The organism is Chryseobacterium sp. CBSDS_008 (assembly GCF_049959325.1).
Taxonomy (GTDB): Bacteria; Bacteroidota; Bacteroidia; order Flavobacteriales; family Weeksellaceae; genus Chryseobacterium.
This window is the reverse complement of record NZ_CP188202.1, coordinates 3,052,142-3,067,275: the sequence shown is the minus strand read 5'-3', so window position 1 is coordinate 3,067,275 and position 15,134 is coordinate 3,052,142. Positions and strand designations below refer to the sequence as shown.

The following is a 15,134-nucleotide window of genomic DNA, read 5'->3' as shown; positions in this document are numbered from 1 at the left end:
TGGGAGGCATTTTTTTAATAATTAATCGCTATGGTTTAAAATTTGTTTAATGCAGGAACAAAATTTTATTTATGAGGTACTGAAAGTTCATCAGAAAATATCCGAAGTATCTTCCAAAAAATTTTATATTTATAAGTTTAAAAAAACAATCAGATGGCAGACAAAGCACAATTTATTGAAGAATTAAATGCTAGATATACTCCGAAAGGAGAACATATTATATTAGGAAAAGGAATGCTGGATGGAGAAGTCGTTCCAGACGTAAACGTAACGATTCCTTTAAAAACCATTAACCGCCATGGCCTTATCGCCGGAGCTACCGGAACCGGTAAGACGAAAACATTGCAGGTGTTTGCAGAACAGCTTTCCCATGCAGGAATACCCTCTCTGGTTCTTGATATTAAAGGAGATTTCTCGGGAATTGCTGAAGCGGGGCAGATGAACCCTATTATTGAAGAAAGATATGCCAAAACACAGCTTCCATACAATCCACAAGGTTTTCCGGTAGAATTGATGAGTATTTCCGGTGGAAAAGGGGTCAAGTTAAGAGCTACTGTTACAGAATTCGGGCCTGTTTTATTAAGCAAGATTCTTGAGCTTAATGATACGCAGCAAAGCATCATGTCTATTGTTTTCAAATACTGTGATGATAAAGGACTTCCGTTAATTGATCTTAATGATCTGAAGAAAGTGCTGCAATACGTGACGGATAATGCACAGGGAAAAGCGGAGCTTGCCGCCAATTACGGATCTATTGCGCCTGCGTCTCTCGGAGCAATTTTAAGATCTATTGTAGCGCTGGAACAGCAGGGGGCGGCAGGATTCTTTGGAGAATTAAGCTTCGATGTTCAGGATTTGCTGGAAACAAGAGACGGAAAAGGAGTTGTGAACATTTTAAGAGTAGCAGATATTCAGAATAAGCCACAGCTGTTCTCCACGTTTATGCTTTCGCTTTTTGCCGAAATTTATATGACATTCCCGGAAGAAGGGGATAGTGGTAAGCCAAAATTGGTGCTTTTCATTGATGAGGCCCACCTGATTTTTGATGAAGCATCCAAAGCGCTTCTTTCACAGATTGAAACCATGGTAAAACTGATCCGTTCCAAAGGAGTAGGGATCTATTTTATTACCCAGATTCCTGGTGATGTCCCTGAAAATGTACTTTCTCAATTAGGATTGAAAATACAGCATGCACTAAGAGGCTTTACTGCAAAAGATAAAAAAGAAATTACGAAAGCTGTTGAAAACTATCCCACCACAGAATATTACAATGCTTCCGGCCTGATCCAGAATTTGGGAATCGGGGAAGCTTTTGTCACTGCTTTGGATGAAAAAGGAATACCTACACCATTAGTACATACTTATCTGATCTCTCCGGAATCAAGAATGGATGTTTTGAGTGATGGCGAAATTTCCGATCTGACTTCCAGATCGGCACTGGTTGCAAAATATGAGCAGCCTGTTGACAGGGAATCTGCTTACGAAATGCTGACCACCAGAATGGAGCAGGCCGCACAAAATCCAGCACCAGCCCAAAAGACAAAACCGGTAAAAGAAGAGCCGGGAATGTTTGAACAGGTATTACAGAGTAAAGCCGGGCGTACTTTTACCTCTACATTAATGAGAGAAGGGGCAAAAGCTATTCTCGGAATGTTTGGCCTGGGAGGCAGAAGAAGATAATTTTGGAAGATAACCTGCTATATTTTGATATATTTTTTGTTATTTTAGCAGGTTATCTTTACTTAACAGTAATAGAATCGGATTTTATTGGGGAATAAGATGCCGGGTTAAATAAATGACAAAACAGCAGTTAACACACAGTAAATGTATTCAATTATAGATATAGAAAGTAATGGTGCAGGTTATAGAAATGAATGCATTATAGATATCGCCATCTACAGATATGATGGTCAGAAAATTACTGACCAGTTTATCTCTCTTGTAAACCCCGAAGGTGATATTACCCCTTTTGTACAAAAACTGACCAGTATTACCCCTAAAATGGTCAAAACAGCCCCGAAATTTCATGAAATTGCCAAAAGAGTCATCGAAATAACTCAAAATACAACATTGGTAGGTCATAATATTGATTTTGATTACAGAATGCTCCGTCAGTCATTTAAAAGGCTTGGTTATGATTTTAAAATCAATACTTTAGATACAATTCCCTTAGCGAAAAAACTGATTCCTGATGAGGTAAGCTACTCCTTGGGAAAACTGGTAAAATCATTAGGGATTCCTTTGACCAATCATCATAGGGCTGAAGGCGATGCTAGGGCTACATTAGAACTTTTCAAACTCCTGATTTCAAAAGATATAGAAAATGAAATTATCCAGAAACAGCATGATGAGTCTAATGCAAAAACATACATCAACAAGATAAAAGAACTTACCCAGGATCTTCCTAATGACAAAGGTTTTGTGTATTTTCAGGATGAAGCAGGACGTATTATGTTCTCGGATTATGTTCAGGATATCAACAAATTTTCCAAAAAAGTTTTCAATTCCAAATCAAAAAAATGGGAACGGATCCAGAAAGATGTTGAGCAAATCAATTTTGAGCTTACCGGAACTGATATTATTGCCAAGCTGATTCTGAATTCCAAAAATATTAAAAAGAAAGAGGTCTTACCTTTCGGGCTGTATTTCAGGAATAGCAAATATGTAGTTGAGAAAAATACACTCAATAAAACTGAAAAACCGGTTTTAAAATTCAGGTCATTTACCCAGGGGACAAAAGCCGTTCAGTTTATTGGTTCTCAGGAAGAGCTTCATGATTTTTCTGCATTGAAACAGAGGATAGAATTCAGAAAAAGAAATGAATTGTGGCTGGGCCAGGGAAGAAAGCTGGGTGAAAAGCTGTTTTTAATCATAGAAAACGGAAAAGTGATTTCCTTTGGCTTTTATGAATTATTCACCCAAATCCAGACGCTGAGTAAGCTGGCGAAGCTGAAAATTGATCTTATGTTATCTTCCGCAGATCTGAATAATGAATTGCAGCTGGCACTGCTCCGCGGTGATTTTGAGATATTGCCGCTCCCCAAGTAATAGAGAGTGTATACGTTACAGATTCTGTACTGGAGGAAGTATAATTCAAATCAGTTTTTCCGAAGTAAAAAATAAATAGTATTTTTGTAAAAAATAAATAGAAGCAATGCAAAATTTTAAACAACATAAAACTGGAAAAAAGGGAGCTGTAAAGTTCTCTAAGGTTTGGAATATTTAAAAGACTTGTCTTGCATAAAAAATAATCAATGTGGCAGGCTCTTTTTCGAAGAATCTGCCTTTTTTTATGTTAAAATGAAATTATGAATTCAAAAGAATTATTAAAGATTGCCAGTGAATTTGGCACACCCGTGTATGTTTATGATGCTGAGTCCATCAAAGTTCAATATGAGAAACTTACATCTTCTTTTTTAAAACATACTAAGTTCTTCTATGCGGCGAAGGCCTTGACCAATATCAACATCCTCAAATATGTCAAGAACCTGGGTGCTTCTTTGGATTGTGTATCTATTAACGAAGTCAAGCTTGGATTAAAGGCAGGGTTTTTGAAAGAAAAAATATTGTTTACTCCTAATTGTGTTGACTTGGCTGAAATAGAGGAAGCAATGACCTTCGGAGTTCATATCAACATTGATAACATTTCTATTCTTGAGCAGTTCGGGAATAAATACGGAAATTCATATCCGATTTTAGTAAGAATCAATCCGCATATTTTTGCCGGGGGTAACTATAAAATTTCAACAGGGCATATCGACAGTAAATTCGGTATTTCCATTCATCAGGTTCGCCACATCGAAAGAGTGATGAAAAGTACAAACCTGAATGTGGAAGGACTTCACATGCATACAGGAAGCGAGATTAAAGATCCGGACGTATTTCTGCAGGCGCTGGAGATTATGCTGGAGCTTTCTGAGCATTTCCCGAACCTGAAATATCTGGATATGGGAAGTGGTTTCAAAATTCCATATCAGGACAGTGAAGAAGAAACTGATGTAAGAACACTGGGAAAAAAAGTAGAAAAAGTAATTTCTGAATTTTCAAAATCTACCGGAAAGAAATTCGAATTATGGTTTGAACCCGGAAAATTTTTGGTAGGAAAGAGCGGCTACCTACTGGTGAAAGCTAATGTAATTAAGCAGACTACAGCTACGGTATTCGTAGGCGTAAACTCCGGATTCAACCACCTGATCCGTCCTATGTTTTACGATTCTTACCATATGATTGAGAATTTATCCAATCCAAAAGGAGCAGAAAGAATTTATACGGTTGTAGGAAACATCTGCGAAACCGATACGTTTGCTTGGGACAGAAAACTGAATGAAGTAAGAGAAGGCGATATTCTTGCTTTCCACAATGCAGGGGCGTATGGTTTTGAAATGAGTTCAAACTTCAATTCAAGATTAAAACCTGCGGAAGTACTATTCTTAGATGGGAAGGCTCACCTGATCCGTAAAAGAGACGAGTTTGAAGACCTGTTGAGAAATCAGATCGAAATAGTAATGTAAACCTGAAACATATTATATAAACAGCCACCCGGAAAGGTGGCTGTATTTGTTTTTTGAATTGGCATACTTTACCTTTTATTAATGGACTAAACCTCACAGGTTTTCAAAACCCGTGAGGTTTAAATAGAAAAAGAATTTAAAATTAAATTACAATTTTTTAACATTGAAACCTGACAGGGATTCCAACTTTATTGGCTAAATTTGATAGAGATAGGAAATTATTATTCCCGTCAAATACTATTTTTCATCAAAAAACAACCACCAAAACAGAGAAATTATGGCCAAAAATATAGCAGAGCAGATTGTTGAAATGCTCGAAAATGCCAATGTGAAAAGAATTTATGCGGTAACCGGCGACAGCCTCAATCATCTGAATATTGCTGTCAAGAAAAGCAGCATCCAATGGATTCATGTACGCCATGAAGAGGTAGGAGCTTATGCTGCCGCTGCTGAGGCTGAACTGGATGGTCTGGCAGTATGCGCAGGAAGCTGCGGCCCGGGACACGTTCATCTTATTAATGGAGTGTATGAGGCACATCGTTCTCATGTTCCCATGCTGGTGATTGCTTCCACAATTCCGAGTGACGAAATGGGAATGGATTACTTTCAGGAAACCAATACGATAAAACTCTTTGATGACTGTAGCTATTATAATCAGATGATTACAAGACCGGAGCAGGTGCAGAGAACCGTTCAGACGGCTATTCAGCATGCCATTTCCAAAAAAGGCGTTGCGGTGATAGGTCTGCCGGGAGATGTTTCTGAGCTGGAGGCAGAAGAAGGATCTACTTCCACTCAACTATTTAAAACCAATCCTGTTATAAGGCCTTCGGATGATGAGCTAAAAAATTTATCGGCACTGATAAACGACAGTAAAAAAGTAACGTTATATTGTGGAGTCGGAGCTGCTGAAGCAAGTGAGGAAGTTATTGCATTATCCCATCTGTTAAAAGCACCTGTAGGATATTCATTCCGTGGCAAAATGGCCATTCAGCCGAATAACCCAAATGAAGTGGGACTTACAGGATTGTTAGGGTTCCCTTCTGCGTATCATGCCATGCACGAGGCGGATCTGGTGATTCTTTTAGGTACAGATTTTCCATATCAGAAATTCATGCCGGTAAAAAATAAAATAGTACAGATCGATGAGAGTCCTGAAAGATTGGGAAGAAGAGCAAAGCTTGAGCTGGGGCTTGCAGGAGATGTGAAAGAAACCATTAAAGCACTGCTTCCCTTACTGGAAGAAAAGACAGATGTGCACTTCCTGAATGAGCAGCTGGCATTTTATGATAAAGTAAAAGAAGGGCAGCTGGAATATGTAAAAGATTTTGGAAAAGAAAATGCGATCCAGCCGGAATATGTTGCCCATACTTTAGACCAATTGGCTAAAAATGATGCTATTTTTACCGTAGACACCGGAATGTGCTGTGTGTGGGGAGCGAGATTTATTACGGGAACCGGTGAAAGGAAAATGCTTGGTTCGTTTAATCATGGTTCAATGGCGAATGCAATGCCAATGGCCATAGGAGCGGCTTTAGCTCACCCTGAAAAGCAGGTGATTGCGATGTGCGGTGATGGAGGACTATCCATGTTATTGGGAGATATGGCCACTATTTTTCAGTATAAATTACCCATAAAGCTGATTGTGTTCAACAACAGAACCCTGGGAATGGTAAAGCTGGAAATGGAAGTGGGAGGAATGCCGGATAATGAAACCGATATGATCAATCCTGACTTTGCCATGGTAGCACATGCAATGGGTTATCCCGGCAAAAATGTACATTTGCCGCAAGATGTGGAGGGTGCTATCAAAGAATGTCTGGAGTACAACGGACCTTATCTTCTGAATATTTTTACCAATCCTAATGCGCTGGCTCTTCCTCCTAAGGTTGAATTTGACCAGATTATGGGAATGACCAAATCTATGGCACAGCTGATGCTGGGAGGTAAAATGGATGAGGTTTTTGAAACCGTAAAAAGCAATTATAAACATATCAAAGGCTTGCTATAAACCAAAAAGTAAATGAGTTTCAGGTAGATCTGAAATTCAGAATCAATATTTAAAACTTCATACCTGGTGTGAAGTTTTTCTTTTTAATCAATGGGGTAAATATTTACCTTTGTTTATTATTAGTAAACAAAATTATGAGGACGATACTTTTATTTTTGGCCTTATGTGCAGTGAATTTTTCATTTGCACAGGATCAGGAAGAACGTGATGATTCATTTATAAGAGACAGCAATAAAAATCTTTTAAAAATAGATATTAAAGAACCTTTTATGCAGGTCGCTGTAAAATGCAATGATTTTAAACCAGCGGCTTATGATGGAGGTGTAGCAGCATACAAAGATATCCTGAACAAATACATGTATGCGTATCTGAATGCTGATTTTTATGCTTTGACGGGAGATTTTATATTTACCTTAGTGCTTGATGAAAAAGGAAAAGTTCTAGATGTGAAAGGAATGCCTAAAGTTGCCAACAGCGAGGTTTTTTTTGATGATATGCAGTATGTGGTGAGAAGAATTAAAAAGAACTGGACTCCGGCGTCTTGTAACGGACAGCCAGTAGCTTCACAGATTAAAGTTAAAATGAACTTTTCTTCCATTTCAGCAGATATTGATTAAATAATTTAAACACAATAATGAAAAAAAAATTGATTGTCTTCTTTCTGGCTTTTGTATCTGTATATAAAGCACAGATACTTGATGAATACCCGGAAAAACAAAGCTTTTATGAAGGTGGAACCGTTAACTTCTATAAAGATGCCCATGAATATCTTGTCAATAATAACTTTAAAGAGTGCAGTGAGAAGGAGATTTATCAACCCCGAATCATTGTAACAGAAAAGGCTGAGGTGAAGTTCATCAAGGATTCAGATACAGCTAATATTGCAAGAAACAAATGTGCATATGATCTTTCCAGGATACTTCTTAAAAATCTTAAAAAATGGAAACCTGCTGAAGCAAAAGGGTGGAAAATTGGGGCAATCACGGAATTTATTTTATATCCAAAGGACTTGATGAGCAATTATAAACCGGGTTATGATGCCGGCAAATTTGTTGCACATGCTAAGTATCCGGAAGGAGCGAAAGCTTTTCATACCTTGTTTCACGATAATTTTATGACGATTTTTTCAGATTACCAACTTAATGGTAAAGTAAATCTGGAATTTTATATTAGTAAAGACGGGCATATTATTAATCCCAGAATTTATCCCGAGGTTGATAATAAAAATTTCAATACTGATTTTATGCGGACTCTTTCCAGGATGAAAAAAGTTTGGGTACCAGCATTTTATAAAAATATTCCTATCGTTGAGAGGATTTCATTTCCGGTACAGTTTTCAATCACATTTACTGAAAGATAATCCTGACATTCTGTCACAATATTTTGTATCTTTGCAGACTTATTCGTTCGTAATTTATTATTACGGGCCTTAAATTGATTATCGTGCAGGAAAAATATATAGACGAAACAAAGCAGGGCGAAGCTTTTGCTATTGCCGAAAGACCGGAAAATTCTAAAAAACTGTTTTTAGAGAGCTATGGTTGTCAGATGAACTTTTCTGACTCTGAAATTGTTGCATCCATTCTTAATGAACAGGGGTATAATACAACGATGAAAGTTGAAGAGGCTGACCTGATTCTTTTAAATACATGTTCCATCCGTGAAAAAGCGGAACAGACCGTGAGAATGCGTCTTTCCCAATTTAAAAACCTGAAAAAAGAAAAGCCGAATATGACGGTAGGGGTGTTGGGATGTATGGCGGAAAGGTTGAAAACCAAATTCTTAGAAGAAGAACAACTGGTGGATCTTGTTGTAGGTCCGGATGCCTATAGAGATCTGCCGAATCTTTTAAAAGAAACGGATGACGGAAGAGATGCCATCAATGTTATTCTTTCCAAAGAAGAAACCTACGCAGATATCAATCCTGTCCGTTTAGGAGGAAACGGAGTTACCGCTTTTGTTACCATTACCAGGGGTTGTGATAACATGTGTACATTCTGTGTAGTTCCTTTTACCAGAGGAAGAGAAAGAAGCCGTGATCCACACTCTATTATTGAAGAATGTAAAGACCTTGCTAATAACGGATATAAAGAAATTACCCTTTTAGGACAAAACGTAGACTCTTACCTTTGGTATGGAGGTGGTCCTAAAAAAGATTTTGCCAAAGCTTCTGAAATGCAGAAAGCAACAGCGGTTAATTTTGCTCAGCTGCTTGATTTGGTGGCTAAAGCTGTCCCTGAATTAAGAATCAGATTCTCTACTTCAAATCCGCAGGATATGAGTCTGGATGTATTCAGAATGATGGCAAAACATGACAATATCTGTAAATATGTACACCTTCCTGTACAAAGCGGAAGCAATAATATGCTTGAAGCGATGAACAGACAGCATACCCGTGAAGAATACCTTGACCTGATCAGAAAAGCGAAGGAAATTGTTCCTGAAGTAGCCTTTTCTCAGGATATGATCGTAGGATTCTGTAACGAAACAGAAGAAGACCACCAGGATACGCTAAGCCTGATGGGAGAAGTGGAATATGACTACGGTTATATGTTTGCATACTCAGAAAGACCGGGAACCCCGGCTCATAAGAAAATGGAAGACAATATTCCTGCTGATGTAAAGCAGAGACGTCTTGCAGAAGTTATCGCACTTCAGGGAGAGCTTTCAAGACAAAGAATGAAATCTTATGTTGGAAAAGTTCACCAGATTTTAATTGAGGGAATTTCCAAGAAGAACAAAAACCAGTGGAAAGGAAGAAATTCTCAGAATGCCGTATGTGTTTTTGATAAATTAGAGGGACAGAAAATAGGTGACATTGTGAACGTTTTTGTGTATGACAATACCCAAGGCACACTTTTAGGGAGAACAGCGGTATAAAATTAAGTTTCAGGGGCTCAAAGGAATTTAGCTCCAAAGGAGAAAAAAATTGTGACCACTGAAACTTAAAAAAGAAAATATATATTCTGAAAAAAGATCAACGGTTATATTACCGTAAGATTTTTAGTAAATTGTGGAAGAAAGACAGGGCTGCTCAGAATACAGCATTTGAATCAGTCTGAAAGATTCTTTACTGGATGAAGAATTGGCAAATAAACTGCTGGAGTTTACAAAATCACTCGATGGCTGATGCCGAAAGAGATAAAAGGTTTACAAGTAGATTATTATCAGTATTTAACCTATAAAAATGAAAATAGAAAAGTTTCAGAGGTATTACCTTAGCTTTTTGCTACTTATCGTTTACACCAATACTATTGCACAGGTCAACTGTAATGCAGTAGAGGGTGAGGACTGCAAAAAAGCATGTGAGTTATACAACTGGGCTTCAGATTTACAAGGTTTCGCAGAATCCCAGGAAGGCTTGGATAAAGCCATTGAACTGTGCCCCGATTTCTCCCATGCTTATATGGAAAAAGCCGTTCCATATCTTAAAAACGGAGACTTCATAACCTGGAAGATTTTAATTGATAAAACGGTTGCTTTAGATCCCAAAATACACCTTGGCTATAGAGGCTGGACCAAGTTTCAGTTCTTAAGAGATTATAAAGGAGCTATCCAGGATGTAGAGAAATTAAAAAAATATGAGCCCGGAGATTTAGGAAGATCTCAAAACGGAGACTATAATCTGGATGTCGTAAGAGCGATGTCCTACAGTGCTTTAGGACAGAACAAAAAAGCGGCTGGGATTATAGAAAGGCTTCTGGCTGCCAGAGGCTATGTCAAGGGAATGTTCGATCATTATCAGCTCGGGGTTACCTATTTTGGGCTGGGAAGATATGACAAGGTCCTGCAGAATTTTGAAAAACAAAGCAAAGAATATGACTTTGCGGAGAATATATACTTTAAGAGTAAAGTTTCTAAGATCAGAAACAAAGATTATTTGGATTTAAAAAAGTTAGCCTTACAAACGTATGATGAAGGAAAGACTATGAACGATGTCTACACCCATCATTTTAACAAAGTCTACAGAAAAGAGATTGAAATGCTGTAGAAGATTAACATTAAATCAATAATCAAAAATTTACTTATGAGCAACGAGCTACAAAACATAAAAAACCGTTTCGGAATTATCGGGAACTTTCCTGCACTCAACCGTGCCCTGGAAAAATCTATCCAGGTTGCACCTACAGATATTTCTGTACTGGTAATTGGAGAAAGTGGGGTAGGAAAAGAATTTATTCCGAAAATCATTCATTCAGAATCCAGAAGAAAACATCAGCCTTATATTGTGGTAAACTGTGGTGCAATTCCGGAAGGAACCATAGATTCTGAATTGTTCGGACACGAAAAAGGAGCTTTTACAGGGGCTACAGCTACCAGAAAAGGATATTTTGAAGTCGCTGACGGCGGAACCATCTTTCTGGATGAGGTGGGAGAACTTCCGCTGCAAACCCAGGTCCGTCTTTTAAGAGTGCTGGAAAGCGGTGAATTCATGAAAGTAGGTTCTTCACAGGTTCAGAAAACCAATGTTAGAATTGTGGCCGCTACCAACGTGAATATGATGAAAGCCATTCATGACGGAAGATTCCGTGAGGATTTATTTTACCGATTGAATACCGTTCAGATAGATATGCCGCCTTTGAGAGAAAGAAAAGGAGATGTTCATTTGCTGTTCAGAAAATTTGCAATAGACTTTGCGGAAAAGTACAGAATGCCGGAGCTGGAGCTGGAGCAGAGCGCTGTTCATTATATAGAAAACTATTCTTTCCCGGGTAACGTCCGCCAACTAAGAAACTTAGTGGAGCAGATGACCGTTGTGGAGAGAAACAGAAATGTAACCGCTGAGAAACTTGCCGAGTACATTCCTATGGAAACACACCTTCCAATGGTGGTGAATACCCAGAATGCTCCTAAACAAAACGATTTCGGAAGCGAAAGAGAAATCATGTATAAAATTCTGTTCGATATGAGGAATGATATTAATGATTTAAAATCCTTAACTTCGGAACTGATCAAAAACAGAGGAACAGCAGATCTGAGCAATCACGAGAAAAACCTGATCAACAGGATTTACACTCCTGAAAGCCAGCCGCAGCCAAATAACGGATCATTATTATATTTTGAAAATAATAACGATACACCGGCAGTTCAGACTCCTACGATCATTTCGACTCCTGATGATAGTTATGAAGATATTGAAGATATCGAAATTGAAGAAAACAGGCCGGAATCACTTTCTCTGCAGAATAACGAAAAGGATTTGATTATCAAAGCATTGGAGAAGCATAAAGGACGTAGGAACAGAGCGGCAGACGAATTGGGAATCTCACAGAGAACTCTATACAGAAAAATAAAACAATATAACCTGGAAGATTAGCACAACATAAATAATGAAAGTCAATTTAACACCTAAGCCGGTAAATTTTAAACTCGGTGAATATATTAATAAAGGATTCGAGCTTCTAAAGAAAGATTTCGGGAACATTTTTATAGCATTTTTAGTATGCTTTATTATGTCGATTATTCCTTTCTGCGGATTGTTAGCCATGGGGAATCTATACAAGTACCTTCAAAAACTTAGCCGTAATCAGGCGGCAAGCCCGGGAGATATCTTTGATTTTAAAGATTTTATGCCTTATTTTATGCTGCAGTTAATTGTTATCGGTGGTTTTCTATTACTTTACATTCCTTTAATGGTTATTATGGCAGTATCGGGTGCGCTATCTGAAGGTCATCAGCCTAACCCGATGATCATGTTTTTAATGTTCCCTTACATTTTTCTGATGTTTGCTGCTATTTATTACTTCGTATTGAAAGGGTTTTATATCATTCCATTAATCAGCCTTAAAGGAATTACAGAAATAAAAGAAGCCTGGAACATTTCAAAAATAATGAGCAAAGGAAATTTATTGTCAATCTTTCTTTTCTCATTTGTAGTGGGAATCTTGGCTCAGATTGGTATTTTGGCCTGCGGGATAGGACTTTTCCTTACGATACCGTTTTTATACACCGCAAAATATTTTGCTTATGAAGATGCTATGCAGCAAATTGAGTATGATGAAATTACTGAAATTGGATCTAAAAATGAATTTTAAAATTAAAAATACCAGCCTGAAACAGTCATTATTAACAGTGATGCTTTTTGTATTGCTGGGAGTTTTAAACTCATGCTACAGCTTTACGGGATCGTCTCTTACAGATGAGAAAACAGTTCAGATCAATGAATTTCCCAATAATGCACCTCTCGTGAACCCTGCATTATCACAACAGTTTTCTACCGCAATTCAAAACAGATTCCTTCAGAGAACCACTTTAAAAGGAACAAAAGAAAATCCTGATATTCTGATAGAAGGAGAAATAACAGACTATTCCATTACCCCTACCACAATCAGCTCCAATACCCAGACCAATCCTTCTGGCGGAGTGATTCAGCAGGCACAGAATAAACTTACGATTACAGTAAAGGTACATTATGAAAATAAAATTCATCCGGATGCCAGTTTTGACAGAACGTATTCTGATGAAGCCGCTTTCAACAGTGATGTATCACTAAGTCAAATCGAAGACCAGCAGGTAAAGCTGGTAACTGATAGAATTATTAATAAGATATTTAACGACATTGTAGCGAACTGGTAAGATGAATCCGAGAGTTTTAGAATTAATAAAAAATCCGAAAAATATTCAGTTAGAAGACCTTGGTCTTTTGAAAGAAGAGATTCACGCATTTCCTTATATTCAAAATATCAGGGCACTTCACCTGTATGGAGTGCATCTGTACGAAAAAGAAAACTATCAGAAAGAGCTTTCTACAACGGCAGCATATACTACTGATAAAAAGATTTTGTATCAGCTGATTAACGGAAAAATCAGACAGGAGACTAAGCCCGAGATTATTGAAGAGAAAAAACATTCTGAAACAATTGAAAAGCCTGCTCAGTTTGTTCCGAAAGCCAAATCTTTCCCTATTAAAAGAGAAGAGGAAACTCCTTTGGAAAAGCCATCTGAAGAACGGGATGATAGTTGTATGTTGCCTGTTTTACAGGCAGTTAAACCTATTTATGTAAATGGCGAACGAAACAGAATTTTATTTGAAGGAGAAGAAAACTTCCTCGAAGAAAAAAATTCCGAAACGATAGATCTTGAATCCACTCTGGAGTCAGGAACCTTAGTAACCCAAAAGACTGAGCCGGCAGCCGAACAACCTGTTCAGGAATCCAAAGAAGAGCCGCAGGCTGAAGCTGAGGATCGTATTGAAGAAACCTTTACACCGGAAGTCATCATTCACGAAGATCAGATTTCTTCAGAAAAAGAAGCAGAAAAAATTGAAGATAAGGAAGACGTTAGCTTCCATGAAGTAGCACCTTTATTACCCGAGGAACATGTTGAAGCAGAAACAGCGGAAGAACCTCTGGATACAGGTGTAACGGATACTGAAACAATCGCTGCTTCCCAAGAAGAGCCACCCGTAGAAGAAATGGCTCATGCTGAAGTAAGCTTCCATGGAACAGATTCATTTATGCCTGACGTTATAATCCAGCCAAACAATGAGGAAATTGTTGGGGCAGCTGAGGTTTCCCAACCTAATGTCAATAAACATGAGGAGGAAATGAGACGTCTGATTGAAGAGGTTGAGAAAAAAATGAAGGAGACTAAACTTGTTCCGCAAGAGGAAGAAATAGTGCCTGAAGCAGTTGAAGATCATGAAATTAGCTTTGCTGAAACTCAAAGTTTTCATTTCTGGTCAACCAGTGAAGACAAGCCTGAGGAAATCAAAGAAGTGCCGGTACAGGAAAAAATTGTTGAGAGCCAATTGCCCGTAGAAGAAGAGATTAACGCTGAAATTCAAGAAGAAAAAGAAGAAGAAACCCAGGAAGTTCATTCTGCATGGAAACCAATGAGTGTGGAATCCAATTTGCCGGATTCTTTACTCAGCAATTCAGAACAGATATCAGCTCCTGAAATAAAAACGGCGACAGTAGAAGCAACACCCGCTGCAGAACCTGAAGTAATAACAGAACCATTTATAACTCCTGAAGCTCCTGAAATAATTACAGAAGAAGTTCAGGATGATATTGTGTCTGTGGCAGAAAAAACTCCCGAAACAGCACAGGGTTCTGAATCATCTGAAGAAGAAAAAAGTACTGCAAAAGCAAAAGAAGATGTTCCGGTAATGAATGTTTCATTTTTCGGAACCGATATTTCTACCCTTAAGGTTGAAGAAAAACCAACGCAAAGGAATGAAGAACCTGTAGAAAAAACGCAGGAGGCAACTATGAAGAATACGACTCAATCATCAATAGACAGTAATGTCCCCGGGTTTATTAATACGTGGCAAAGCTGGCTTAAGATGGGCAGGACAGAAGAAATCGTAAAGGAAAAATCCGAAATCAAAGAAAAGGCCATTGAAACCTTTATTGAAAAGAATCCCAGAATCAGTCAGTTAAAAGAAGAAAGTACGTATGTTGTAAAAGAAAAGAATGATGATATCTCCCATTTAATGACTGAGACATTGGCCAATCTTTATTTTGAACAGAAATTATATACAAAAGCAATAAAAGCGTTTGAAATATTAATCAAAAAAAATCCAGAGAAAAAAGAATATTTTGAATCCAAAATTCTGGATATTAAGGACTTCAGAACTAAAAACTAAAAAGAAAAGGTACTGATGATAA

At 37.9% G+C, this 15,134-nt stretch carries 12 protein-coding genes; all 12 read left to right on the top strand.

Features of this window, described 5'->3' with window-relative positions:
- Positions 1–153 precede the first annotated feature (153 nt).
- The 12 genes from ACP3T3_RS13805 (at position 154) to ACP3T3_RS13750 (ending at position 15,112) form a co-directional block, all read left to right on the top strand.
- Entirely contained in the window at positions 154–1,680 is a 1,527-nt protein-coding gene (locus tag ACP3T3_RS13805) for a helicase HerA-like domain-containing protein (RefSeq protein ID WP_426476422.1), read from the top strand.
- Between the two features lie 144 nt (positions 1,681–1,824).
- The gene (locus ACP3T3_RS13800) at positions 1,825–3,048 is read left to right on the top strand and encodes a 3'-5' exonuclease (protein ID WP_426476421.1); all 1,224 of its coding nucleotides are present in this window, start codon (positions 1,825–1,827) and stop codon (positions 3,046–3,048) included.
- Between the two features lie 260 nt (positions 3,049–3,308).
- A complete protein-coding gene (lysA, locus tag ACP3T3_RS13795; RefSeq protein WP_426476420.1) occupies positions 3,309–4,511 on the top strand; it encodes a diaminopimelate decarboxylase in 1,203 nt (400 codons plus the stop codon).
- A gap of 277 nt (positions 4,512–4,788) precedes the next feature.
- The gene (locus ACP3T3_RS13790) at positions 4,789–6,522 is read left to right on the top strand and encodes a thiamine pyrophosphate-dependent enzyme (protein ID WP_426476419.1); all 1,734 of its coding nucleotides are present in this window, start codon (positions 4,789–4,791) and stop codon (positions 6,520–6,522) included.
- Positions 6,523–6,656: 134 nt separating this feature from the next.
- On the top strand, positions 6,657–7,139 hold the full coding sequence (locus ACP3T3_RS13785; protein WP_426476418.1) for a hypothetical protein: 483 nt from the start codon (positions 6,657–6,659) through the stop codon (positions 7,137–7,139).
- 17 nt (positions 7,140–7,156) lie between these two features.
- Complete coding sequence (locus tag ACP3T3_RS13780) at positions 7,157–7,882, top strand: energy transducer TonB (RefSeq protein WP_426476417.1); 726 nt, start codon at positions 7,157–7,159, stop codon at positions 7,880–7,882.
- Between the two features lie 83 nt (positions 7,883–7,965).
- On the top strand, positions 7,966–9,402 hold the full coding sequence (gene miaB, locus ACP3T3_RS13775) for a tRNA (N6-isopentenyl adenosine(37)-C2)-methylthiotransferase MiaB (RefSeq protein WP_426476416.1): 1,437 nt from the start codon (positions 7,966–7,968) through the stop codon (positions 9,400–9,402).
- A 307-nt stretch (positions 9,403–9,709) separates the two neighbouring features.
- Positions 9,710–10,513, top strand: a complete 804-nt coding sequence (locus ACP3T3_RS13770) for a hypothetical protein (RefSeq protein ID WP_426476415.1) — start codon at positions 9,710–9,712, stop codon at positions 10,511–10,513.
- Between the two features lie 36 nt (positions 10,514–10,549).
- Complete coding sequence (locus ACP3T3_RS13765; RefSeq protein ID WP_426476414.1) at positions 10,550–11,839, top strand: sigma-54 interaction domain-containing protein; 1,290 nt, start codon at positions 10,550–10,552, stop codon at positions 11,837–11,839.
- A gap of 13 nt (positions 11,840–11,852) precedes the next feature.
- Positions 11,853–12,557 (top strand): hypothetical protein, encoded by a 705-nt coding sequence (locus tag ACP3T3_RS13760; protein WP_426476413.1) that lies wholly within the window; start codon positions 11,853–11,855, stop codon positions 12,555–12,557.
- A complete protein-coding gene (locus ACP3T3_RS13755; RefSeq protein WP_426476412.1) occupies positions 12,547–13,098 on the top strand; it encodes an LptE family protein in 552 nt (183 codons plus the stop codon). The genes ACP3T3_RS13760 and ACP3T3_RS13755 overlap by 11 nt, the downstream gene beginning before the upstream one ends.
- Before the next feature lies 1 nt (position 13,099).
- A complete protein-coding gene (locus ACP3T3_RS13750) occupies positions 13,100–15,112 on the top strand; it encodes a hypothetical protein (RefSeq protein WP_426476411.1) in 2,013 nt (670 codons plus the stop codon).
- Positions 15,113–15,134: the final 22 nt, after the last annotated feature.

Excerpts from the sequence above, each read along its gene's own strand:
- ACP3T3_RS13805 (WP_426476422.1), top strand. The coding sequence starts at position 154 with ATGGCAGACAAAGCACAATTTATTGAAGAATTAAATGCTAGATATACT.
- ACP3T3_RS13800 (WP_426476421.1), top strand. The coding sequence starts at position 1,825 with ATGTATTCAATTATAGATATAGAAAGTAATGGTGCAGGTTATAGAAAT.
- lysA (WP_426476420.1), top strand. The coding sequence starts at position 3,309 with ATGAATTCAAAAGAATTATTAAAGATTGCCAGTGAATTTGGCACACCC.
- ACP3T3_RS13790 (WP_426476419.1), top strand. The coding sequence starts at position 4,789 with ATGGCCAAAAATATAGCAGAGCAGATTGTTGAAATGCTCGAAAATGCC.
- ACP3T3_RS13785 (WP_426476418.1), top strand. The coding sequence starts at position 6,657 with ATGAGGACGATACTTTTATTTTTGGCCTTATGTGCAGTGAATTTTTCA.
- ACP3T3_RS13780 (WP_426476417.1), top strand. The coding sequence starts at position 7,157 with ATGAAAAAAAAATTGATTGTCTTCTTTCTGGCTTTTGTATCTGTATAT.
- ACP3T3_RS13770 (WP_426476415.1), top strand. The coding sequence starts at position 9,710 with ATGAAAATAGAAAAGTTTCAGAGGTATTACCTTAGCTTTTTGCTACTT.
- ACP3T3_RS13765 (WP_426476414.1), top strand. The coding sequence starts at position 10,550 with ATGAGCAACGAGCTACAAAACATAAAAAACCGTTTCGGAATTATCGGG.
- ACP3T3_RS13760 (WP_426476413.1), top strand. The coding sequence starts at position 11,853 with ATGAAAGTCAATTTAACACCTAAGCCGGTAAATTTTAAACTCGGTGAA.
- ACP3T3_RS13755 (WP_426476412.1), top strand. The coding sequence starts at position 12,547 with ATGAATTTTAAAATTAAAAATACCAGCCTGAAACAGTCATTATTAACA.
- ACP3T3_RS13750 (WP_426476411.1), top strand. The coding sequence starts at position 13,100 with ATGAATCCGAGAGTTTTAGAATTAATAAAAAATCCGAAAAATATTCAG.